Source organism: Falsiroseomonas tokyonensis, assembly GCF_019024325.1.
In the GTDB taxonomy this organism is placed as follows: domain Bacteria; phylum Pseudomonadota; class Alphaproteobacteria; order Acetobacterales; family Acetobacteraceae; genus Falsiroseomonas; species Falsiroseomonas tokyonensis.
In genome coordinates this window covers 1-21175 of record NZ_JAFNJS010000017.1, presented here as the reverse complement: position 1 = coordinate 21175, position 21175 = coordinate 1, and the positions used below count along the sequence as shown (strand labels likewise).

Genomic DNA, 21175 nt, shown 5'->3' with positions numbered 1-21175 from the left:
TGCTGCCGCAAAGGTCAGCGCACTGGTTATGTTGCAACGCCATTGGGTCATCGATCCAAGGACATGGAACGCTCCTCATGGCCGCGGTCCGGAGCCGAGGAGCGCAGCCGCGCGAAGCGCTCCCGCACTGCCGCCGTGACCTCCGCACCGAAGCGCGAGAGGCGCTCGACGAGCGACCCTTGGACGCGGACGGCCTCGGCCAGCCGCCCGACCAGTGGCGCCGCCATCCGGTCGCGCCGGTTCCGCGCCAGCCGCTCGCCGAGCGTCGTCTCTGGCAGCCCCATTTCCGCCCGCCGTTCCGCGGGGCGCACACCCTCTCGCAGCGCCCTTGCGGCACCGCGGCGGACCTCGCCGGCGCGGGCGAGGAACTCCAGCGCGCCCTCCTGCCGCGGCTGGCGGCCAAGGTTGCGGGCCGCGTTCGCCCAGGCGTCGGCCTCGGCCACCGGCCGAACATCGTTCAGCGGCCGGCGTCGCACCACCTCGGCGTGCTCCGCCCCAGCCGAGACGAGCAGCCAGGAGGTCCGGCGGTGCCGCGTGCCCGAGGCATAGGCCGCGAAGCCCGTTACCGCCTTTGTGCCGGCCGGCAGGGCGTGGATGTGCTCGGTCGCCGTCGAGCCCTGCGCGGTGTGGGTGGTCATCACCTCGCCGTAGGCCAGCCGCACCCGTCCCGTGCCGCGGTCGGCGAGGGTGGACCAGGCCACCCGCCCCTCGCGGCCGGAGGCGTTCCGCATGAGCATTCCTTTTGCGTCGGCCGAGAGCACGGTGAGCACCGAGCCGTTGCGGCCAATGCTGCCCCCCTCCCCTTCCGCCCGGGTGCTGGCGAAGAGCCGCACCCGGTCGCCGGGAGCGAGCGCCATCTCGTAGGCGTTCCCATCGCGATCGGCGGCTCCCACACGGACCTGATCCTCCCCGATCTGTCCGAGGCCGCGCCGCACCTCACGGATGGCAACCCCCAGCCGGTGCGCGTCGGCGTTCGTCGGCGCCGAGACGGTGAGCGTGTAGGCCGGGTCGCCGGCATTCGCCCGGAGCCGCTCACCGACGAGGGCCGCGACGCGCTCTACCGCCTCGCGGGTGCCGCCCGGCACCAGTTCGGCCGTGCCATCCTCCCGCTTCATGGCAAGGGCCTCGGCCGCGCGGCCCTCGCGCCAGTGACCGGCGATCTCGCGCTCCCGCTCGGCCCGCTGCCGGACCGTGGTGAGGATCTCCGGCACCGCCTCGGGCCCGAGCGCGCGGCGGACGAGGTCGACGATCGGCCCCGCCTCGATCGCCTGACACTGGCGATCGTCGCCGAGCATGGCGAGGCGGAAGCCGCGGGCCTCCTGGAGACGCAGCAGCTCGAGCCCCTGCCGGGTGCCGAGCAGGCCGAGCTCGTCCACCACCACCACGGAGCGTCGGTCGAGTACGATGCCGTCCGCCTTTGCGGCCTCAAGGAAGACGCTGAGCGCACGAACGTTGCCGCGCGGGATGCCGGCGTCGGCCAAGTCGTCGGCCTGCCGCCAGGCCAGCGCCACGCCGTGAACCGCCCGCCCCTGCCCCGTCCAGGCGGCCACGAGGGGCTGAAGCAGCGTGGTCTTGCCGCTGCCGGACGCCCCGACCACGACGCCGAACCGGCCGCCCTCGCCGAGGCAGTGCATGGCGCGCCGCTGCGCCGCCCCGTGCTCGCCCTCGAAGGTGAGGCCGGCGTGCTCGGCCGCGGCGGCGATCTCGCCTGCCCCGAGCGCACCGCGACGGTCGGCAGCGGCGCTGCGGGCAAGCCGAATGAACTCCACCTCGTCAGAAGCGTGCAGAGCCGTGGTGATGCCGACCTCGCCGCGCTCACCGGCCCGGCCCCAGACCAGCGCCGTCGCCTCGCCGTACTGGCGGACACCTTCGCTCCGGAACAGCGCGGTCACCCGGCCGACGTCGGCAGTCTCCTCGATGCCGGCGGCAATGAGGCCGCGGGTCGCGGCCGTCCGCGCGTCGGCCCCGGAGACGACGGCGCGGCGGTCGAGCTCCCGCTCCAGCCAGGGCAGCGCCGCTTCGTAGGCCTGCGCGAGGCGCTCCTCGCGGGTCGCGGCTGGTCCCTCCCGGGGCGGCCCCTCGATGCCGCCATACTCCCAGCCGAGCTCGCCCGCCTGACGACGCCAGTCGGCAAAGTTCGCCACGTCGTCCTTCTTGAGCTTCGCGCGGGTTTCGACATCGAGCCCGGCTGGCATCCCCTGCACGCCGGCCTTCAGAAGGCCTGTGCGGCGCTCCGGCGGCAGGGCGTCCCAGTCCAGGCCGAGGGTCTTTGCGAAGGCCCGCGCCGCCTCCTCGCCGCCGAGGGTGCGCTTCGAGAAGTGGTCCCGGACGTGGTCAGGGATCGCCGCGAGGCGCGCCATGCCAGTGCGGTCGTCCAGCACCACTTCCGCGCCCAGCCGGCGGAGGTTTGCGGCGAGATGCGCCTGGTAGAGAGCGCCAGCCTCCTTGATCAGTCCATCGAGCCGGTCGAGGTCGAGCGAGCCGACACGGCCGTTCTCGCAGAACACCGCGTTCGGCACGGTGAAGTGGGTGTGCAGGTCCGGGTCGCCGGCGACCTGCACGGCCACGCTCTCGGTGACGGTCCGGCCATCCTCCTGCCGGGAGGTCCAGAGGGTCGGCCGCGAAGTGTAGTGGTCGAAGGCGATCCAGGCGATGTGGCCAGGGTCGGCGCCGTCTCGGCCCCCGTTGCCCTTCCTGGCCTGCCCGATACGCCCCTCGATGACGGCCAGTGCCTCGGCCGCGGCGTCGCGGTGCGCAACGTAGATCGAGGCCTGCTCGGTGGGCCGGGCAAAGGCCCAGGCGACCGAAACGGACTTGTCTGGGGTAAGGCAGAAGTCGACGGAGCCGATTGGGGTGAGATCCTTCACTTCGCCCGTGCGCCGGTCCGTGACCTGCCGCGCCGATGCGTAGCGCTTGCCCTCGATCTCCTCCCCGTCGGCGCGGCGGCCGGCAAGCAGCGCGTTGATCTCCTCCCGCCTCACGCCGCGGTCCGGATCCAGCCTGAGGCCACGCGAGACGAGGGGGTGCATGTCCCGGCGCGGCTCCGCCACGGCCGGCCCGTAGGCCGCCTCGAAGTCGCGCCGCTCCAAGGCCAGCGCGAGGCGCTCGCTGAGCCGTGCTTCCTCGTCATCAGGGTTGGCGCCCCGGTCGGCATGCCGGAGCATCAACTCCGATATCGCTTCGCTATACGAAAGCTGCTCTTTACTTACACCCTCGGCCAAGTTGGCCACGGCGCGATCCTCGGCCGAGCCCCATTCCATGCCCCGCGTGTAGTAGCGCGCAAGGTCAGCCACCTCGCGCGGCAGCGTCTGGGTCAGGAGGTGGTTCGTCATCGCCGCCGTGTTCGCGGGCTGGCCGCCGGCGATGGTGGAGTAGGTGAGCACGGCGGGCGCTCAGGTCGCCGTGGCGACGGCTTCGGCGATCTGACCGGGCAATACGCCGAGCCGTGCATCCAACCGTGCCAGGACCGCCTCTTGCGCGGCCAGCGCTGTTGCAATGTCGCGCAGCGCCTCGGCCAGGTCGCCGCCTCCGGGCGCCTCGTCGGCTGCCGCCAGCAGGATCCGCTCCAGCATGGCCGTGTGCGTGGCGAGCGTCTCGTTCATTTGGGCCACGCCGCGCACCAGGGCGTCCTGTGTCTCTTCGAGGCGCGCGAGGCGGTCATCGTCGTGGGCTGTCGCTGCCATGGTGCTCCTCCGCTGCCTTGCGCTGAAGGCGCCAACCGCATTGGTCAATGCCTTGGTCTGCTATGGTTGTTTCTGTCCACGGACATCACACACCTGCCTCCACGACTGGCGCGATTCACATCCACGGGAGTTACACGTCTCGCGTGTGTCGTTGCGATCGCTCTCGCGCATGCTGAGTGTCCATGAGGCCAAAGCGATCCGACACCGAGATGCAGCAGCTGGCGGAGCTCGCGAGGGCCAAGCCCGGTATCACACGCTCACCGCTGTACCGCTGGCTCCGGGCCCGGCACGAAACCTTCGCGTCCCTTCTCGAGGAGACGAGGCCGGAGTGGCGCACGCTCGCCGAGGGCTTTGCGCGCCTCGGCATGACTGCCTCGGATGGTGGGCCGATCGCGCCGGAGACGGTGCGCCACACCTGGTGGCGGGTAAGGCGGGACGTAGTCGCTTTCAGGGAGAAGCGAGCCGCCGAAAAGCCCCCGAAGCCGGCGGTGATGCCTGTGTCCAGGCCGGCACCGACGCCGCCACCACAAAGCCTGACCGAGCCGCTTTCGGGCCCGGGTGCCGCCTTGGCGAGGCTGAGGGCGGAGATGAACGCGCGTAGTGGAAGGAAATCAGATGGGTAAAGGGAATGGCGCCAGCCCGGCCGGCGAGCCGACGTCGGGGATGGTTCTCGCGGTCGGGCTCGGACGCGGCTTCGGCGGCAAGTCCACCGGGCTGGCGGAGCTCGTCTGGCGGGCGCGCAACGCCGGCCGCGAGGTGATCGTGGCGGACGGCGACCCGCGGAGCCGCACCCTCGCCGGCATGTTCGACGGCGCGACGCATCCGCCGACCGAGGAGTTGCCTGACGTAAAGGCCTGGCTGACGAGCGTGCTGAACCGGATGGTGAAGGAGCGCCGCTCGGCGGTGCTTGACCTCGGCGGCGGCGATCGGGTGCTGCAGGAGTACGGCCGGGACCTGCGCCTCGTGGAGTTCTGCGACCGGCGCGGGATTGAGCCCCTCGCCCTCTACTTTCTCGGCCCGGAGGAAGAGGACCTGCGGCATGTGCTGTCGATCTGGGAGTCGGGTTACTTCCGGCCGAAGCGGACGCTGCTCGTGCTGAACGAGGGCGTCATCCGCGAGGGCCGCACCGTCATCGGCGCCTTCGAGCGCACGCTGGAGCATCCCGGGTTCCGTGAGATGGTCGATGACGGAGGCGCGGTGCCGGTCCTGATGCACCGCCTCGCCTGTATGGACCTACTGCGCCAGCGTGGCCTCGGTCTCTACGCCGCGGCGGCCGGCGACGGCACCAACCCGCTCGACCCTGTAGAGTAGTTCATGGTCGAGGACTGGCTGGCCGACCTCGAGAAGCGACGCGCCGATGCCGGCGCAGCTGCCTGGCTGCCGTGATGGCAGTGGCTCCCTCCCTTGCCCCACCAGTGCCTACGCCTGACGACGTCCGTGGCTGGTGCGAGCGGGCAGGCATGCGCCCTGACAGCCCGCTGCGCGCTGCCCTGCTGGCGACCTTTGAGGCAGCCTCGGCAGCCCGAGAGGCCGCGGGCGGCGCGCGGGGACTGACGCCGGACGGCGAGCGCGATTTGGTTCGGAAGGTGACTGAGGCCGCCGCTGCCGGGGCCGAGCGGGAAATGGCGTCCCTGGCCCGGAGGATCGACCTGCGGACGTCGGCCTTCCTTGGCCTGGCTGCCCTGCTGCTGCTCGGTGGGGGCTATGGCGTCGGGCGCTGGGACGGCACAGTGAGGGCCGCGGGGACAGCGGGTGCCTCCTTCCTCGCCTCGGTCGCTGAGTTGAACGACGCTGCCGCTCTCCGCCGGCACTGCGAGCGGACCGCCTATGATTATGGCGGCGGTCGGGCCTGTACTCTCCCGCCCCTCTGGATCGCACCTGCTGGTCGGTAGCTTGCCCGTCTCACTGGCACCCCTTCCTAAGCCTCTTCCTTCGGGCCGAGTGCAGCCGGCGTCAGTTATCCACAGGCGGCTTTCCTTAAAGAGAGTCTACGTAAGTAGGATTAAGGATATTACGGACTCCCGATCCCTTTGACCTGGCTGAGTTTTCTGCCGAGACTCGGGGCGTGAAAGCCCGGGCAAGGCGGGCGCGATAGCCCGTCGTCGCGGGGGCGTGATCGCCCGATATGACTCACAGCTCTGCCTTTCGACTGTCCACAAGTTCGGAACCCGGTAGTTGCTCTGTTCCGGGGCGTGATAGCCCGATGTTCGCGGCCGCAGGGTTTCTGGTTGAGCGGGATTGGTTCGCAAGACGGTCCAAACCCCCGTTCCGGGGCGTGATCGCCCGATATGCAGGCGCTCCCCGACGTAATTCGGAACAGCAGTGGACCATCCGGCCCCTTTTTATCGGGCTATCGCGCCCCACCCGGGCCTTTCTGGCTCCGTGGCCGTCGCCGCCGCCTGTCCTATCGGGCTATCGCACCCTGCGCAGGGTTACTCGGGCGCCGTCGTCCCGGGCTCGCGCCGTGCGGCTACGCGCAGCCGCGGCAGGCGCTTCGGCGCGTAGCCGGGATGGTCGGTCGGCAGCAGGGCGCGCGCCGAGAAGCGCAAGGCCTCCTCGCTGCCTTCTGTGCGGTAAAGTTCCAGCCAATAGCCCGGGAGGCGCTGCCGCTCGACAACCTTGCGCACGTCTTTCGCGAAGTCGGCGAGCCGGCGCGTCGAGCCCGACTTGTGGTGGAGCTGGGCCATCGTGAAGCCCCAGCCGCCGCCCTGGTGGCCGCCGTGCTTGCGCACCACGCGGTAGAGCCATCGCTCTATCCCGCCGGTAAGGGCGAAGTACTCGCGGTCGATGGAGAGCACGAGCTTGTCGTCGCAGATGCCCTGGTAGAGCCATTCTGCGATAGTGAACTCAATGCCAAGCGACCGCCCCTCCTCGTCGGTCGGCGCCGACCACTCCTCGATCCAGCCGAAGCCCTGGGGTCGCGTCCCCTTCTGGCGGATCGTCGTCTCAATGACGGTGCCCTTGAGGCGCCGCAGCGCCTCGACGATGCGGCCATACTCCGCCCCACCAGTCGGCCGGCCAATTGCGCGGAGCAGCTCATAGAGGCTGACGCGGAAGCGGCGCGAGGTGGGCACGCCGCGAGTCATCGCCTCGCGAACCTGGCTTGCCGCCCAGATAAGGATGTCTGCATCCCAGATGGTGGCCATACCGGTCTCGGCATTGGCGGTGACCCGGACGCGAATCTCAGTGGTGCCGTTGCGGACGCAGTAGTCGATGGGTTCGGTGCGCTTACCCTTGGAGAGGCTGAAAAAGGGCCGCTCCATCATCTCCATCTGGTCGTGGGTCGGCAGGTCGCCGGGCAGCGCCGCGAAGAGATCGAGCTGGCTCTCGCCGCGAGGTGCGGCGCGGTCGGCCTTCGCAGGAGCCTTCCCCGGCGCCACCACGTCAGGCCTCCTCCGCGTCAAGCGCCTCGCTCACCTTGAAAGCGATCCAGGCGCTTCGGCTGATGCCGCGGCGCTTCGCCGCGCTATCGACGCGCCGCAGCAGCGTGGCGTCAAAGCGGAGCATGATCGGCGTCTTGCGCGCGCCCGGCTCCGAGTCAGCCGCAGCGGCCTTCGCCGCGCCCTGAATGAACGCCTCCGCCGCCCGCTCCTGAGCGGCCGGTGGGGCTGGGGGGCGATTGCTGTTCGGCCTACGTGCGATGGCCATCCGATGTCGCTCCGATCTCGCTACGCTATACAAACACTGCTTTGACCACGGCCGCAAGCTCCTGTGCAGCCTTCGCGTCGCGCAGCGTCAGCTCCAGCACCGAGCGGCCGGCGGCAGCGGCGTTCGGGAAGGCCTTGCAGCGGCCGATCAGGGTCAGGAGGTACTCGAGCCCGTCTGTCTCCCTGAGCGCATCGGCGGCGGCGTCGTTGTCGGCGCCCTGCGCGTCGGCAGCGTTGAGCACCACGACGGCGCGGAGCCGGTCGTTGATCTCCCGGGCCTCCCGCACCAGGGCCGCGATGTTGTCGATCGCCCAGAGATCGAAGCTGCGTGGCTGCACCGGGATCAGCACCGTGTCGGCGACGGTGAGGGCCGCGCGCAGGCTGCCGGTATCCCGGCCGCCGACGTCGATCACCACATCCGCGTACTTCGGGGCAAGCTGCCGGGTTTGGGTGCGGATGGCTGCGCCCTGCAGGGAGACGGCGGTATAGCCGGGCGCGCCGAGTTTTTCGGTGCGGAGCTCGGTGAAGCCGATGGCGGTCGCCTGCTCGTCGCCGTCCACCAGCAGCACGTCGCGGCCGGCGAGGGCGCGCGCGATCGCTAGGTTGACCGCGAGGGTGGTCTTGCCGACCCCGCCCTTGGTGTTGCCGACGACGAGGATCATGTTCCGCTCCGATATCGCGCCGCGCGCAGCATAACGGCGATTCGCCCTCAGTGCGATATACACCGCGAAGCGCGGCTTAAGCGATGTGCGTGAGACGAGGAGGGGAGGGGAGGGGCTATAGGCCCGCTCGCACCACGCTTAAACACCGCCGCAACGCCACCCCTTGGTCGAGGAATGCCCCGGCGGCACGGGCCACTATTATTCGCGAACTTCCTGCCGCGGAGCCCTTCTCCACGCCTTCCGTCTATCGTAGCGGTGATCCTGCAACTGCCTCATCGCCGCAGCGGCGCGTGAGCCCTTGCGCATCCAAAGCGACATCGGTTGTATATCGAAAGGCACTCGTTTAGGGGGTGTTTGTGCATCAGGAGCGCCTGCTCCGGGTTAGCCCTGACCATGCAGCCGATGGGTTAGCGGAGCCGCCTGACCACAGGGAACAGCATCGCATCCTCATCCTCTTCGCTGACCGGCCGGTCCGCCGCGTCGCCGAGCAGGATCAGCGAGGCCGTGAAGTCGTAGGCGTCGGCAACTAACGTCATTTCGACGCTCTCCTCACCAAACCATATGACGGCCCGCGCGCGATGCCGGCGCGTATGTCCAGCAGCAAGTCGGGCGCCCCATCAACGCGCCGGCCGGCACTTCGACGGGGGGACCTGGCTGTGTCCATGAATGTTGGGTTCTCCGGCATTTCCCGTGCTGCGGGTCGCCGTTCAGGGTCTGGATGAGCACATGAGACGGACATTGCTTCATATCGGAAGCTGTCCTTGTCCAAGCGCCTTCTGCCGATGATCCCGGCCGGCCTGATGGTCGACCGTGTTCTACCGAAGCCTGATTAGATCGACATCATCACCAGCCCGCGCCAGCCGTCCGCTTCCTGCCCTGACTGCGCGACGATCTCCGAGCGGATCCACAGCCGATATGTTCGTCCGCTGTCCGATCTGCCTTGGCAGGGCCGCCCGGTGTCGTTGCTGGTCCAGGCGCGCCGCTTCCGCTGCTTGAACCCTGCCTGCTCCTGGCAGACTTTCGCGGAACGCCTGCTCGGCACGGCGCCTGCCACAGCACGCCGAACAAAACGGCTGGGCGACCTGAAGTGCCGACCGCGGTCGGGAGATCTCCCGCAACGCCGGCACCAAGCTGCGCATCCACAACCGCGACGGCCGGATTGCCGGCAGTGACAGTCACGGTCGCGACCCGAATCCCCCGAAGGGCTGAGGGAGACGGCCATGCAATTCCTGCACCACCGCGAGTACATGGAGGTCGGCGCCGTGGTGGTGGTCGACTGCGACCACAAGTGCAACGTCCAGGTGATGGGGGACGCTGACTTCGCCGCACTCCGTTCGGGGCGCCGCTATAGCTACCATGGCGGCTTCTACCGCCGTCTGCCGGCGCGGGTCGCCATGCCACACAGCGGGTGGTGGAACGTCACCTCGACCTGGCCAGCGGTTCGGCGACAATTTGCCACAGCATCCGCGTGCTCAGCCCCGTCTAACGGGCAATCGCCGACGGAACCGGATACCCGGCCGACATCTCAGCCGCCGTCCGGAACCCGCCACCTCTACAAAGCCGAGATCAGGAGCACCTCGGCGGGCAGCAGCGGCCCGCAAGCAACGTGGCCGAGGCCGGCCTAAGCCCAGCGACAAGGATCCTACCGGTATCGTAAAGCAATCACTCCGATATACAGACGCGATCTAATAGACCGTGTCCAACTGACGCCGCCGAGCCACAAGCAGGCCGCGGCGCTCAAAAAGACGACAGCGTCAAAGGGCGCATGGAGTAGCCCCTTTCCGGAGGAGAAAGCCTTAAGGCGCACACCCTTCAGTGCGCCCCATGCCGAGCCAACGTCCGCTCGTTAAAGGGGGAGCCGGAGCTTGCAGTCAACTCTGGTACCGATCTGAACGACATCGGGCGTCCCCCCCGGCCCCGCTGCGGAGAGCTGTGGCCAGGCTCCATTCACAGCCTGGCCGTCCTGGCAACCGCAGTGAGGTCCGCCACTTCATCACCCGCGATAAGTCCCTTTTTACCGCGGGTGACACGAGGCTTGCCGCATTGGCCAACAGCCGCTGGAATCGTACCCGTTGGAGGTCCCGCCAGAGTACTCCGCCCTATTTCGGAACCCCGTCACAGGCTGCAGAGGCTCGAATTCGCCGTCGCGCGTCCGGCCCCGGCCTGATGCGTAGGTCAACAACGGCGTGCCATCGGCGACCAACCGCGCATGCTTGTGCGTTCAACGGGGCAGGGGGAGGGGAGGGCCCGCGCCGGCATGACGGCGGCGAAGCGGCGCGGCGTCCAGGTCGGACGGCCGCGCAAACTGACGCCGCACCAGGTGACGCATGCGCGCGGGCTGATCGAGACGGGACAGGAAACACGGGCAGGCGCGGCGGCGCTGCTCGGCGTTGATGAAAAAACGCTGTAGCGGGCGCTGAAGGGGTAGAAACCCCCGTATTGGACTTACACCCCCTCCAAGGGGGTCGAAGGTCACGCGCACCGCTGCGCGGCGCGTGTGAGCCTGTGCAGGTCAGAACGGGATATAGTCGGGCGCGGCGTCGGGCTGAGGCGCGTCGCGCTCCATCGCCTGAAGGCTGTCCATGTAGAAGCGCAGGACGCTGTTCATGTCCTGCTGCCAGGTCATGCCGTCTGGCTGGTTCTGCTGGAACCACGACACAACGTCGGCGTCGATCTGCATGGTAATAGTGGCCTGCGCCGGTCGCTTCGCCGGCGTCGCAGCGGCGGCGAATTCAGGCAAAGCATCTGGCGCATTATAGTCCGGCACAATAAAACCTGATTTAAATAACAAGACTTCATTATGCGGTATTATTTGTTTACACTTTATTTCCTATCTTGATAAACGGCACGGAAGTCGGCGCGCCGTTTACCGATTCGGCGGCATCAGGAAACCGGCTTCCTGGCCTCCTGCGCCTTTTCACGGATCGCCTTCCGGTACGCGTCCTTCATGCCGCCGGCTATCTGCATCACCATGGCGTTGTTGCGGTACGGAGCGGTTTTGCTGTCGATGGCGGATTCCATCTGCCGGATCGCACCCTGGACGCTGGCCGGATCGTGGGGGTCGAATTGCAGCGTCGCAATCGTGCCGTCGAGGGACTGGAAAGCGCGCTGCGCGTCCTTCAGCTCGCGCTGAAGCTTGTCGAGGCCTGTTATCTTGATCATCGGGCGGTTCCTAGCATTCCTGCTGCGCGAGCAGGTTGTCTGCCCATTTGTCGTTGGCGTAGGTCTGGATGAACTTGTTGCCGGCTCTGCTGGTCCTGACGCCGACCCAGACCCTGGTGTTTCCCTCCTGCACGTAAAACCGATGGGTCTTGGCTTCGATGAAGGCCGCGATATTCGGAACCGTGTCCTGCCAGCGGCCCTGCCCGTCAGGCTTGGGGCCGCCCGCATGCGTGATCCTCTCGTGCGGGCTGTTGCGGTCGGGCTTGTGGATGCAGTCGATGCGGTAGTCGGCCATGATGGTTATCCCTTCGGCGGAAACGGATCGTTGCCATAGGAGTCACTGTCGCGGATGCGGCCGTCCGGCCGATGGGTCACGACTTCGACCTGGTCGCGCCGACCCCATTCGCGGGCCTGCTCGATGGCCTGGCGCTGCGTGTCGTGGCGCGAGCTGACGCGCTCCGCCCCTTCGCGCCGCGTGGCCCACCCACCGTCATGGGGGACCACGTGAATGTCCTTCTTCTTGCTCATGCTGGTTCTCCTTGTTCGTCAGCGCGCCGGCGGGACGGAGGGGAACCGCTTGCCGGAGAGCACCTCGGAGACGCGGCCCTGGTTCAGCCCGAGCGCGGCAGCGATCTCGTGCTGGAAGAAGCTCGTCGTGGCGGCGAGCTTCTTGATCTGCGCGGCCAGCTCAGCCGTGAGCCGGGCGCGCGTGGTGGGGGTGGCCATGATGAAAATCTTCTGCTGTTGCCGTCGGATCAATCAGACGATGATGTGCATATAAGTCGTCCGCCACGGCTGCGCAACCATCCGCCTGACGAATTCGTCTGATTGACCGTACGGGACACGCCAGTTACCCTCGAAGGGCAGCAAAACCAGAACAAAGAGAGAACTTCTTGCCCGTCACACTCGCCCAACGCCTCAAGGAGCTTCGGCTGAAGAGCGGACAGTCCCTTCAGGATGTCGCCGACGCCGTGAAGGCGTCGAAGGCCCATGTCTGGGAACTGGAAACCGGAAAGAGCAAAAATCCCTCGGTCGATCTGCTGACCAAGCTGGCGGAGCATTTCCGGGTATCGGTCGCGCAGCTGATCGGCGAAGACCCTGGCGCGCCGCAGGAAGACCCTGAGCTTGTCGCGCTGTTCCGGGACCTGAAGGGCCTGACCACGGGGGACCGCGCCGTCCTGCGCTCCACCATCCGCGCGATGAAAAAGGTGAGGGAAGGCGACGGATGAATTTCAGCCGGATGGACCTGGCGGACTGCGCCACGCCGGAAGCGATGCTGGCGGAGATCGAGAAGCTACAGGCCGGCGCATTCCCGATCGCGGTGCCGATCGAGGACTGGGCGGCGGCGCTCGACATCGCCGCGATCGAGACCCTCGAAACTGAAGGCTTCGAGGGCGGGCTGATGATGTTCGCCGACCGCAGCAGCGGGACGATCCTGGTGAACAAGGCTGCCGGCTGGCGGCGGCGGCGGTTCACCATCGCCCATGAGTTGGGCCATTTCCTGCTGCCCTGGCACACGCCGCGCAATGGCGAGGCCTTCCGGTGCTCGAAGAAGGACATGGCGGTTTTCCGCACCCAGCCGGGCGGCGACCGCTATGTCGAAATGGAAGCTCAGGCCAATCGCTTCGCGGCCGGCGTCCTGATGCCGTCCGCGCCGTTTCGCGCGGACCTGCGGGCGCGCCGGCATTTCGAGGTCTCGCACATCGTCGAGCTGGCCGACCGCTACGACGTGAGCAAGGAAGCTTGTGCGCGCCGCTGCGCCGATCTGCATGACGACGCCATTGCCGTCGTCGTTTCCAGAGATGGAATCTTCCAGCGGGCCTATCGGGGATCTGACTTTCCGCGCTTCAGCGTGGCGGCTGGTCATCCGCTGCCGCCCGCTTCAGTTGCCAGCCGTGCAACGCTCGCGGCCGAGCAGGTGTCGGCCTGGCACGAGTTGGCTGCCGATCACTGGCTGGAACGCGCGCGCGGGACCCTCTGCGAACAGACCCTCGGCCAGCAGGGCGGGTTTCGGCTGACGCTCCTGACCTTCGACGAAGGAGAGGCTGAAGAGGAGGAGGAAGTCGAGCGGGCCTGGGCGCCGCCGTCCTTCCGAAAGCGGCCCTGAGTTGCTCCGGACTGAGCCTAGAGGGCGGATTGGCGGCGCTGCGGCCGACGGTGAAGAAGTCGGCTGATTCAGCCGCCATTATTCGGGAATCAGCTTTTTGACTTCTGCTTCTGCGGTAAACGGCATTTCGTCTTTTTCAAGCTTTCGGACCTGAGCAACGATCTGTTTTGCCCGTTCGATTTTGTCACGACGCCACTGCTCATTTACGCCCGACGTGGTCAGAGTGTCGAAAACAGTGAAAAGATAATCTCTCTGGTTATAAACAGCACAGTAGGATTGATTCATCATCCACTTTTCGAAGGAGAATGAATCGAACACATAGCCCGCTTTCGCATTCCAGAATTTAGCCAGCCTGATTGTCGGTTTCAGAAGATACAGGTTGGCCTTGTTCGCAGCTTCCAGGCTCTTGTTAAAGTCGTTCGGGTTAGTACTCTGCCATCCGCCCGAACCGTTGGGGATCTGATAACCGCTCCATACTTCCGGCAATGCGGGGACCAGATCGAATTTGATGTGGTTCAGCTGCAAGACGATAGTCGGGCTGGATTGCTTAATTTCCGAGGTCGAATAGTAGGTCTCAACGAATCGCCTCACGCGGTCCAGGTAGGTCTGTGGCGTATATCCGCTTTCACTGAACACGATCATATAATCGATGTCGGAATGCTCATCCATCGGGCGCGGCAGGATGGTGTCGCGCGTGGAGGAGCCGAACCGAAAATGCTCTTTCAGGCCGGTCGGAAAATGGTATCCGAGCCTGGTTTTCAGCGTCGAGATTGAAGTGGTGATCGAGTTTTTTTCGTCGCCGGACAACACAGCATCACTGGCGCGCTTCTGCAAATAGCCGAGCACAGACATCAGGGCTTGTCCTTGTCCACAACGTGCGTCGCTTCGCCGGCGTCGATGCCTTTCTTTGCCTTCTGAAAGTCCCGGTTCGAAAACTGTGGGCTGGCCTGATTCAGTTCGTTGCGGCGCTTGGTGAAGGTGGCGAGGGTGGCGATAGCGGCGGACGCATCGCCGGCCTGGTCGATCTCGATTTCGCGGAAAATGCGGGCGTCATTCCGTAGCGTCAGATACTGGTCGCCGGCGCTCTTATGGGCCGCCCCGCGCTCCGATGGCTTCAGGAATGTCATTAGCGACGTGAGGATGGCGACGATCGCTGACATGCCGCCAGCAACCGTGGCGTAGTCCTTAAAGAAAGCCGTTCCGGCTAGGGCGCTCAGGATCACGGACGGAACGCCAAGCCAGGAATTAAGGGCGGTCCAGCGTTCCCCGGCGTTGAAATGCGCCTTGCCAGAATGAATGCAGTCTTCCTCGATCCGGAGGATTTCGGTGCGGATCTTTTCAAACGGATCTTCGCCTGTTTCACTCATTGGGCGGTGCTCCGCGCCGCCTCGGCCGCGATGTGCCCGGCGAACGCACTCACAAACGCTTTCAGGCTCGTCAGCTCCGACATGTCGCTGTAAGCGCCGCCCGCTACTGCCGCACGCTCGGATGTCAGGGTGCAGGCAGCGGTGTAGAGGTTTTCCCGTACCAGACGCTGGCAAAGCAGGTCGTATCTTTGCAGGTAGGAGGCGTTTTTAAATTCCGGGAACACCGGAAAATGCTTCGAAGCTTCGCGCTTTCCTGGCCGGCGCGATTTTGGCGCATCCTCCACCATCACAAGCCAGCCGACGAAGGGACGTGAATGGGGTCCGAAAGCCCCTTCTCTGTAAGCTGTCCAGAAGTCATGCGCGGTGCCGATGGATTCCTCGGCGCGATTATTCGCGTTGTTGCCAAAAGACGGGCCTACATGGCTTTTCATTTCGACGGCGGCGATCAGGCGGCCGTCGAGGATCACCAGCACGTCCCATAGCTTCGTCGGCCGGAAGTAGCCGGGCAGCGTCAGCACCGGCCTGTGGCGGTAGATGGAGGCATGCGCGAGGCCATTGGCCTCCACCAGATCGATGATAAGCGCGGTGAAGCCGTCCATGGTGTTGCCGGCGGTGACGGCTCCGCGCTCGCCCTGGTCAAGCTTGCCAGCTTCGGCCTTGGCCTCGAGCGCCTTCTTCCGGTTGCCCCAGAAGGCCATCGTCGCGTCGCGCGCCTTGCGTTCGTAATCCACCAGATCAAGCGCCATGCTGTCCCCTACTCGCCGTTGCCGCCAAGGGCGGCGCGCTCGGTGGCGGTAAGGCCGTAGAGCTGAAAAACTGCCTTGTTGCAGGCGTCGCGGTCGTCCCTTGCCGCGGCGTCGATCAGGGCGCGTCTGGTCGCTTCTGGCACGTCGCGCCAAGCCGGGACGCGGATGCGGCGCAGATACTGCGCCTGGAAGCGCAGGAAGCCGCCGTGCATCTTGGTCGAATAGGCGGCAACGAACAGGCGGGCGATGCCGGACAGCAGCACGGCCTGAAGCGCCTTCAGGTCCCAAGTGTCGGACGTGATGAAATACAGGTTGTGGTGCGGGTAGAGCTGGCCGTCCTCATGGACGATATGCGCCTGGCCCTTGATGTCGGGGATCAACAGCTTCGGCTTCGCGGCGATGGCCGGATAGATGCGGTCGATGGTGCGATACCAGTTGGCGGGTGCTTTCTGCGCGACGTGCCGCCCGGCGATTTCAGCCTTGTGCCCTTCGAGATACGCTTTCAGGCGCGGATAATCGTCGAGGTTTACAAGGCCGCCCTCGTCCCTGAACGGGTTCACGACGCCAAAGCCGCGCCATTGAACCGTGCCGCCTTGAATGTCGCGGGTCATGACCAGGGGCAGCTTGCGGTCAGGCTCCACGTCGAGCGCGTCAAAGAGGCCGATGAAGGCCTGATCCGCGCCGGTCGCGACGCCAATCCCGACCTTGCAGCCGGCCTCTTCCAGGGGCGGGAATGTCATCTCCAAGCGGCGGACAAGCGCGAGCTGGTTCGATGATTCCAGTATCCAGGGATCTGATCCGGCGGCGACGCCTTCGACCTCGCGGACGGACTGGCTGTCCTTGGGCAGTTTTGGGGCCGTCAGGTCGGCCGAGAGCTGCGCCAAGCCAGCGGCGCTGATCTCGGGGCGGTGGGCAACGCGGGTCGCCTTGCGCCGCTCTTTCCCTCCAGGCCTGCCCTTTGCCGCGGGGCGCGCGATGATGGTGATGGCGGGATAGGCGATCACGTCGGTGTGGAAGGCGGGTGTGCCGAACATATCGACGTAGGTTTTTAGGTGGAAACGCTCCGCAACCAGCTGGCGCAGCGGGCCACCATAGCGGTTCTTCATCCAGCGGTCGGCGCAGATGAAGCCCAGCTGCCCACCCTCCTCGAGCTGCGTCAGGGATCGCTCGATGAAGGGGATGTAGAGGTCGGCGCGGTCATACACGGTCGCGTAGCGCGCCCGGTATGCGGCCAGCAGCGCGTCGTGGATCTGCTCCTGCCGCACATAGGGCGGGTTGCCGACAACGAAGTGGAAGCGGCCGGGCAGGTCGATCAGCAGGAAGTCGCCCTGGATCAGCCAGGAGTCGGCCAGGTCGCGCGCTGCCGCCGGTACCATCCCGTGGCCGGTTAGCCGGGCGATAACGGTCAGGCGGGTGGCCGTGAAGGTGACGCGGTGCAGCTCCACCGCGCGGATGCGGTCGGACAGGGCGGCGACAGGATCGCGCCCGCGCTCGGGCGAGGCCTGCCAGGCGGTCATCAGCCGGTCGATGACAGGCAGCAGAAAGTCGCCGTCGCCGAAGGAGGGTTCGAGCAGCCGCATGCGGTGCAATGGCTGGTCCGACGTGTAGCCGGACAGATCGAGGATGAAATCCACCACTTCGCGGCGGGTGAAAATCGCGCCGCGTTCCTCGATGCCGCCGCTGGCCATGTTCTCGGAAGCGGCGGCAACGGGGCAGAGGGCGGGCAGCGACGGCTGAAGGGCGCGGCGCGGCGCGGCGGCGATGGAATCCCTTGCCCTCACAGTAGCCTCGGCTGACGGCTGTTACGCACGTCGGTGATGGTGCGGACGCGGATCGCGTCTTCGCGCTTGCGGGCCAGTGCCAGGTCGTGGGCCATCTGGAGGTGCAGCCAGGTTTCCGGTGCGCCGCCGAAAGCTTTGCTGAGGCGGATCGCCATCTCGGCGGAGATGCCCGCCTGTCCGTTGACCAGGTTGTTCAGGGCCTGCCTGCTGACGCCCAGCACCTTCGCCGCCTCGGTGACGGTGAGGCCGAGCGGTTCAAGGCAGTCATGGCGGACGGCGTGTCCGGGGTGGGGTCGACCAGGGTTCATTTGCGCAGCTCAAAAGTGTCGGCTCGAGGCTCCATGATAGCTGACAACGATCACTAGTCACACAACCTTAAGCTTATCCTTGCGACTCATTCCCACCGATAGAGGAGGCTTCGGGAACGGGTCGCTGCTTAGCGTTGCAGAGGGCGAGTTCCAGAGCGGCAACCAGGCAGTCTGTTCCCTCATCCGCGTCGACGGCGAAACTGACGGGCTGCTCCGTGTAGCGGTCGGGCCGTCCACTTTCATCGCAATAGACTTCCTGCAGCGCGAATGTGCCGTCGGGATGCTGGAGGATGCGGTAATTCCAGGTCATCGTTATGTTGCTTACTGCTTCCTAGGATGCGAAACCGCCTGCTCCATTAGGTGGCGGATATAGCGGGTGTATGGGATGCCGCCGGCTTCGGCCTGCTCCTTTACGGCGTCCAGCAGGGGCTGGCCCTATTGCGAAGCTGAGGCCGGTTACCATGAAAGCTAATTCACCTGGGCTCCACAACATGTGTCTGACCTCTAACCAAACAGGATTCCTAGAACGCCAAAAATGTCTTACATGGTCACTCCCCTTTTTCGAGGCAAAAAATGGCCAGCAATGCATCCATTGATCTTGACGCTCTTTCGGTAAAGCAGTTGACAGACCTGATTCATGCGGCTGAGGCAAAGCGGCAGGAAAAGACTCAAGGTGAGCGCGCAGCGCTTCTGGAGGAAATGACCAGAAGAGCTGAGGAATTGGGGCTGACTATCGAGGAGCTAGTTGAAACTCGTGCTTCGAAACGTACGCCCAAGACGCGGCAAGACACCCGGAGCAAAGTCGCGGCGAAGTTCCGGGGGCCAAACGGTGAGGAATGGACAGGCAGGGGGCGGATGCCAAATTGGCTTGTCGCGCAGGAAGCGACCGGCAGGAAGCGCGACGAGTTCCTGATCAAGTAGGTGGCGGGGGGGGGGCGTACAGCCGCCCTCCATCCATCCGGGCATCCACGGACACGTCCGGCGCTGTGGCCGCGGGCGGTTGATCCTGCTTCACAGCCTTCCAAGCCGCCCTTCGAGGTCGGTAGCCCCTGCTGAAGTTTGTCACGGACCGTCAAACGCTCGTTTAGATTCGTGACAAGCCGGCCGTGTGGGGGGTAGAAGCTCTCCAGCATGCCCTCCGATCCTAGGAATACCGTCCAGAGCCTCGCCCTCACCCCGATCGGGCCGGTGCGCTTCGTCGCCTACTACCGGGTCAGCACCGAACGGCAGGGGCGCTCCGGGCTTGGCCTCGACGCCCAGCGCGAGGCGGTGGCGCGCCACGTCGCTTTGGCCTGCGGCACGGTCGTGGCCGCATTCCAGGAGGTCGAAAGCGGCAAGCGGGCCGACCGGCCGCAACTCGCCGCCGCGCTCACCGCCTGCCGAGCGCAGCGCGCCACGCTGCTGATCGCCAAACTCGACCGCTTGGCACGCAACGCGCGCTTCCTGCTAGGCGTGGTCGAAGGGAGCGGCGAGGGGGGCGTGGTGTTTTGCGACCTGCCGACCGTTCCGTCGGGTCCAGTCGGCAAGTTCCTCGTCACCCAGATGGCGGCGGTTGCTGAGCTCGAGGCCGGCCTGATCAGCCAGCGCACGCGCGCGGCGCTGGCCATGGCGAAGGCGCGAGGCGTGGTGCTCGGCAACCCGCGCCTGCGCGCCGGCACGCCCGACCAGGCGCGCGCAGCGGCGGCGGTGAAGCAGCAGGTCTCACGCGCCTGCGCCGCCGACGTGCTGCCCTATGTTGAGGCGGCGCGGCGCGCTGGCGCGACCACGCTGCGCGAACTCGCCGCGGCGCTCACCGCGCGCGGCATGCCGACGCCAGCCGGCGGTCACGCTTGGCACCCGATGCAAGTGAAGCGGGTAGTTGATGCGTGTCGCCAAGCATAGGTCGCGTCTCACCAGCTCGGCTGGATAAGGTAGTCGACAACTTGGCCGTAGCAGATTGCGAGACGCCGCAGCGTTTCATCCCAGCTGCCCGGCACGCGGCCGCACCACAGGCGCAAACCGGTCAGACGTCTTCCTCATCCAGGACCCCATCTTCTCGACAGTTGGGGGCTCCAGCGAGCCCAGTGCGTGCTCGCGTGCGCAGCTTCCGCATATGACCGAGCAGCACGAGCACGACGATCACGGGAACTCCTCAAATCTGCGCGGGGCATAGCTCGACGGGCTACATCACGTGGTCCGCGCCGACCGACAGGCCAAACGCGGCGAGCACCATCCACACCGCCATGGCGACCATCATCAGGTTCTCTGTGAGCGAGATGAACCCGAGGGGCACATTGCTCGACCCGCCGACGCAGGCGCACTTCAGCTCGCGACGATCGATGTAGACGGCTTTGAAAACCGAGGCCGCGCCGATGGTGCCGATAAAGAGCGCGATCGGCACCGACAGCCAGGTGAGCGCTCCCGCGACCATCAGCACGCCCGCCAGCCCTTCGGCAAAGGGATAGATGTAGCTGTAGGGCACCCACCGCTTGGCGAGCAGGTCATAGTTCAGGAACATCGTCGAGAAGCTCTCGATGTTCTGGAGCTTCAGCAGCGCCAGCACGACCATCGAGAAGCCGATGAACCACTCCGCCGCGCGGATGGTGAAGGGGCTTCCCGTTACAGCATGACTTGCTGCCATCGCCATCAGCGCGGTCATCGCGAACAGCGCGACGACCGGCCGGTAGCTGGTCGCCTTCGGATCCGCAACAGGCTTGCCGAGGAACCTGCGCAGGTCGTCGTGGCCGCCAATCCGCTCGCCGCCGATGAAGATCTGGGGCGTCGTCGCCACGCGGTGCTGCGCCTTGAAGGCGTCGGTCTGCTCGCGCGTGGTGAGGTGGTGGTCCTCGACCTCGTAACCGGACCGCTCCAGCAGGTCCTTGGCCTTCAGGCCGTAGGGGCAGGTGTGGTGCGGCATCACCATGCGGTGGATGACCGCTTTTTTAGCCGCTGCGGGGCGGCTCGGTGCAGGGGAAAGGACGGTTGTGGCCGACATGTTCGGTTTCCTTGAAATCCGGTCGGCGCAAATATAGATTCCGTACTATGGTACGGAGTCAAGGGGTGCGATTGCTTTCCGTCGACAGGTCTAAAGGGGCCGGGGCGCTGACCATTGGCGAGCTTGCCGCTGCCGGTGACGTGGGCGTTGAAACGATTCGCTTTTACCAGCGCAGGGACCTGCTCAGGACGCCGGCGAGCGGGGGCGGGATTCGACACTACGGTCGGGACGACGTGCGGCGCCTGCGGTTCATCCGACAGGCTCAGGCGGCGGGGTTCACCCTGGAGGAGATCAGGGAGTTGCTGGAACTGGACGCCGGCGAGGATCGCAGTCGTGCCCGCGAGCTTGCGAAGACCCGCATCAAGGCGCTCGACGCCAAGATAGCTGACCTCCAGCGCGCCCAAGATGCTCTGCGACGACTGGCAAGGGAGTGCGCGGAGGGGAGCGCTGGGCCCTGTCCTATCCTGAGTTCCTTCGACGTTTGACGCGAGCAGCATGGCCGTATGGGCCTTGCCGACCGTTCCAGCATCAATCCCGCAGGTTCTCAACCAGCCGAAAATGTCTGCGACGACTGCCCGTCGGCGAGACCGGGGAAGGAGGGGTGGCATGCGGCAGGGCGAGGCCGGGTGCGAGGGAGCGGGGTGCGCAGCGCCCTGCGAGGGAGCGGCCCTGCCGCGCTGTAGGCCGCATGCCGAGGGGAACCTTGGGGCGGCGCCCCATGGTTCTCCGCGGTGGGCC

The 21175-nt window shown here is 66.3% G+C and carries 26 protein-coding genes and 2 pseudogenes; 10 read left to right on the top strand and 18 right to left on the bottom strand.

Features of this window, described 5'->3' with window-relative positions:
• Window positions 1-47 precede the first annotated feature (47 nt).
• Together mobF and J3S20_RS28445 are read right to left on the bottom strand one after the other, a co-directional pair.
• The gene (gene mobF / locus J3S20_RS28450) at window positions 48-3383 is read right to left on the bottom strand and encodes a MobF family relaxase (RefSeq protein WP_216840312.1); all 3336 of its coding nucleotides are present in this window, start codon (window positions 3381-3383) and stop codon (window positions 48-50) included.
• Between the two features lie 9 nt (window positions 3384-3392).
• On the bottom strand, window positions 3393-3683 hold the full coding sequence (locus J3S20_RS28445) for a hypothetical protein (RefSeq protein WP_216840311.1): 291 nt from the start codon (window positions 3681-3683) through the stop codon (window positions 3393-3395).
• A 615-nt stretch (window positions 3684-4298) separates the two neighbouring features.
• On the opposite strand from J3S20_RS28445, the gene J3S20_RS28440 reads away from it, so the two are divergent.
• Window positions 4299-4994: a hypothetical protein gene (locus J3S20_RS28440; protein ID WP_216840310.1), complete on the top strand. Its 696-nt coding sequence runs from the start codon at window positions 4299-4301 to the stop codon at window positions 4992-4994.
• A 1121-nt stretch (window positions 4995-6115) separates the two neighbouring features.
• On the opposite strand, the gene J3S20_RS28435 is transcribed toward J3S20_RS28440, so the two are convergent.
• The 4 genes from J3S20_RS28435 to J3S20_RS31015 form a co-directional block, all read right to left on the bottom strand.
• Window positions 6116-7066 (bottom strand): replication initiator protein A, encoded by a 951-nt coding sequence (locus J3S20_RS28435; RefSeq protein ID WP_343215325.1) that lies wholly within the window; start codon window positions 7064-7066, stop codon window positions 6116-6118.
• Between the two features lies 1 nt (window position 7067).
• Window positions 7068-7331: a hypothetical protein gene (locus tag J3S20_RS28430; protein ID WP_216840309.1), complete on the bottom strand. Its 264-nt coding sequence runs from the start codon at window positions 7329-7331 to the stop codon at window positions 7068-7070.
• Between the two features lie 25 nt (window positions 7332-7356).
• Window positions 7357-7992, bottom strand: coding sequence for an AAA family ATPase (locus tag J3S20_RS28425; protein ID WP_216840308.1), 636 nt, complete (start codon window positions 7990-7992; stop codon window positions 7357-7359).
• A gap of 407 nt (window positions 7993-8399) precedes the next feature.
• Complete coding sequence (locus J3S20_RS31015) at window positions 8400-8528, bottom strand: hypothetical protein (RefSeq protein WP_281419648.1); 129 nt, start codon at window positions 8526-8528, stop codon at window positions 8400-8402.
• Window positions 8529-8825: 297 nt separating this feature from the next.
• Here J3S20_RS31015 and J3S20_RS31330 point away from each other — a divergent pair.
• The 4 genes and pseudogenes from J3S20_RS31330 to J3S20_RS28405 all read left to right on the top strand — a co-directional run.
• A pseudogene (locus J3S20_RS31330) lies at window positions 8826-8975 on the top strand (transposase family protein); the annotation flags it as partial.
• Window positions 8976-9096: 121 nt separating this feature from the next.
• A pseudogene (locus J3S20_RS28415) lies at window positions 9097-9201 on the top strand (hypothetical protein); the annotation flags it as partial.
• Between the two features lie 11 nt (window positions 9202-9212).
• A complete protein-coding gene (locus J3S20_RS31325; protein WP_216840307.1) occupies window positions 9213-9617 on the top strand; it encodes a DUF1883 domain-containing protein in 405 nt (134 codons plus the stop codon).
• A 632-nt stretch (window positions 9618-10249) separates the two neighbouring features.
• A complete protein-coding gene (locus tag J3S20_RS28405) occupies window positions 10250-10402 on the top strand; it encodes a helix-turn-helix domain-containing protein (RefSeq protein WP_216840306.1) in 153 nt (50 codons plus the stop codon).
• A 102-nt stretch (window positions 10403-10504) separates the two neighbouring features.
• On the opposite strand, the gene J3S20_RS28400 is transcribed toward J3S20_RS28405, so the two are convergent.
• The 5 genes from J3S20_RS28400 to J3S20_RS28380 form a co-directional block, all read right to left on the bottom strand.
• Complete coding sequence (locus J3S20_RS28400; protein ID WP_216840305.1) at window positions 10505-10732, bottom strand: BrnA antitoxin family protein; 228 nt, start codon at window positions 10730-10732, stop codon at window positions 10505-10507.
• A gap of 143 nt (window positions 10733-10875) precedes the next feature.
• Window positions 10876-11154: a gp58-like family protein gene (locus tag J3S20_RS28395; protein ID WP_216840304.1), complete on the bottom strand. Its 279-nt coding sequence runs from the start codon at window positions 11152-11154 to the stop codon at window positions 10876-10878.
• Between the two features lie 10 nt (window positions 11155-11164).
• A complete protein-coding gene (locus J3S20_RS28390) occupies window positions 11165-11449 on the bottom strand; it encodes a DUF3892 domain-containing protein (protein WP_216840303.1) in 285 nt (94 codons plus the stop codon).
• A gap of 5 nt (window positions 11450-11454) precedes the next feature.
• Complete coding sequence (locus J3S20_RS28385; RefSeq protein ID WP_216840302.1) at window positions 11455-11682, bottom strand: DUF2188 domain-containing protein; 228 nt, start codon at window positions 11680-11682, stop codon at window positions 11455-11457.
• An 18-nt stretch (window positions 11683-11700) separates the two neighbouring features.
• On the bottom strand, window positions 11701-11880 hold the full coding sequence (locus tag J3S20_RS28380) for a hypothetical protein (protein ID WP_216840301.1): 180 nt from the start codon (window positions 11878-11880) through the stop codon (window positions 11701-11703).
• 167 nt (window positions 11881-12047) lie between these two features.
• Here J3S20_RS28380 and J3S20_RS28375 point away from each other — a divergent pair, with 167 nt between their 5' ends.
• On the top strand, window positions 12048-12383 hold the full coding sequence (locus J3S20_RS28375) for a helix-turn-helix transcriptional regulator (protein ID WP_216840300.1): 336 nt from the start codon (window positions 12048-12050) through the stop codon (window positions 12381-12383).
• Window positions 12380-13261, top strand: coding sequence for an ImmA/IrrE family metallo-endopeptidase (locus J3S20_RS28370; RefSeq protein ID WP_216840299.1), 882 nt, complete (start codon window positions 12380-12382; stop codon window positions 13259-13261). Before J3S20_RS28375 ends, J3S20_RS28370 begins: the two co-directional genes overlap by 4 nt.
• Before the next feature lie 78 nt (window positions 13262-13339).
• Here the strand turns inward: J3S20_RS28370 and J3S20_RS28365 are convergent, their stop codons facing one another.
• The 6 genes from J3S20_RS28365 to J3S20_RS28340 all read right to left on the bottom strand — a co-directional run bounded on the left by J3S20_RS28365 (window position 13340) and on the right by J3S20_RS28340 (window position 17773).
• Window positions 13340-14113: an SMODS domain-containing nucleotidyltransferase gene (locus J3S20_RS28365; RefSeq protein WP_216840298.1), complete on the bottom strand. Its 774-nt coding sequence runs from the start codon at window positions 14111-14113 to the stop codon at window positions 13340-13342.
• The gene (locus J3S20_RS28360) at window positions 14113-14628 is read right to left on the bottom strand and encodes an SLATT domain-containing protein (RefSeq protein ID WP_216840297.1); all 516 of its coding nucleotides are present in this window, start codon (window positions 14626-14628) and stop codon (window positions 14113-14115) included. Before J3S20_RS28360 ends, J3S20_RS28365 begins: the two co-directional genes overlap by 1 nt.
• A complete protein-coding gene (locus tag J3S20_RS28355) occupies window positions 14625-15374 on the bottom strand; it encodes a PaeR7I family type II restriction endonuclease (protein WP_216840296.1) in 750 nt (249 codons plus the stop codon). Before J3S20_RS28355 ends, J3S20_RS28360 begins: the two co-directional genes overlap by 4 nt.
• A gap of 8 nt (window positions 15375-15382) precedes the next feature.
• On the bottom strand, window positions 15383-17062 hold the full coding sequence (locus tag J3S20_RS28350; RefSeq protein ID WP_216840295.1) for an Eco57I restriction-modification methylase domain-containing protein: 1680 nt from the start codon (window positions 17060-17062) through the stop codon (window positions 15383-15385).
• Window positions 17063-17151: 89 nt separating this feature from the next.
• Window positions 17152-17463: a HigA family addiction module antitoxin gene (locus J3S20_RS28345; protein ID WP_216840294.1), complete on the bottom strand. Its 312-nt coding sequence runs from the start codon at window positions 17461-17463 to the stop codon at window positions 17152-17154.
• Window positions 17464-17536: 73 nt separating this feature from the next.
• Window positions 17537-17773, bottom strand: a complete 237-nt coding sequence (locus J3S20_RS28340; protein ID WP_216840293.1) for a hypothetical protein — start codon at window positions 17771-17773, stop codon at window positions 17537-17539.
• 263 nt (window positions 17774-18036) lie between these two features.
• Between J3S20_RS28340 and J3S20_RS28335 the strand changes: the two genes are divergently transcribed.
• Together J3S20_RS28335 and J3S20_RS28330 are read left to right on the top strand one after the other, a co-directional pair.
• Window positions 18037-18384, top strand: a complete 348-nt coding sequence (locus J3S20_RS28335; RefSeq protein ID WP_216840292.1) for an H-NS histone family protein — start codon at window positions 18037-18039, stop codon at window positions 18382-18384.
• Between the two features lie 210 nt (window positions 18385-18594).
• Window positions 18595-19344 (top strand): recombinase family protein, encoded by a 750-nt coding sequence (locus J3S20_RS28330; protein WP_246603368.1) that lies wholly within the window; start codon window positions 18595-18597, stop codon window positions 19342-19344.
• Window positions 19345-19624: 280 nt separating this feature from the next.
• Here J3S20_RS28330 and J3S20_RS28325 read toward each other — a convergent pair whose 3' ends face one another.
• Window positions 19625-20437, bottom strand: a complete 813-nt coding sequence (locus J3S20_RS28325) for a glutaredoxin family protein (RefSeq protein WP_246603367.1) — start codon at window positions 20435-20437, stop codon at window positions 19625-19627.
• 65 nt (window positions 20438-20502) lie between these two features.
• Here J3S20_RS28325 and J3S20_RS28320 point away from each other — a divergent pair, with 65 nt between their 5' ends.
• Complete coding sequence (locus J3S20_RS28320; RefSeq protein WP_343215324.1) at window positions 20503-20922, top strand: MerR family transcriptional regulator; 420 nt, start codon at window positions 20503-20505, stop codon at window positions 20920-20922.
• Window positions 20923-21175: the final 253 nt, after the last annotated feature.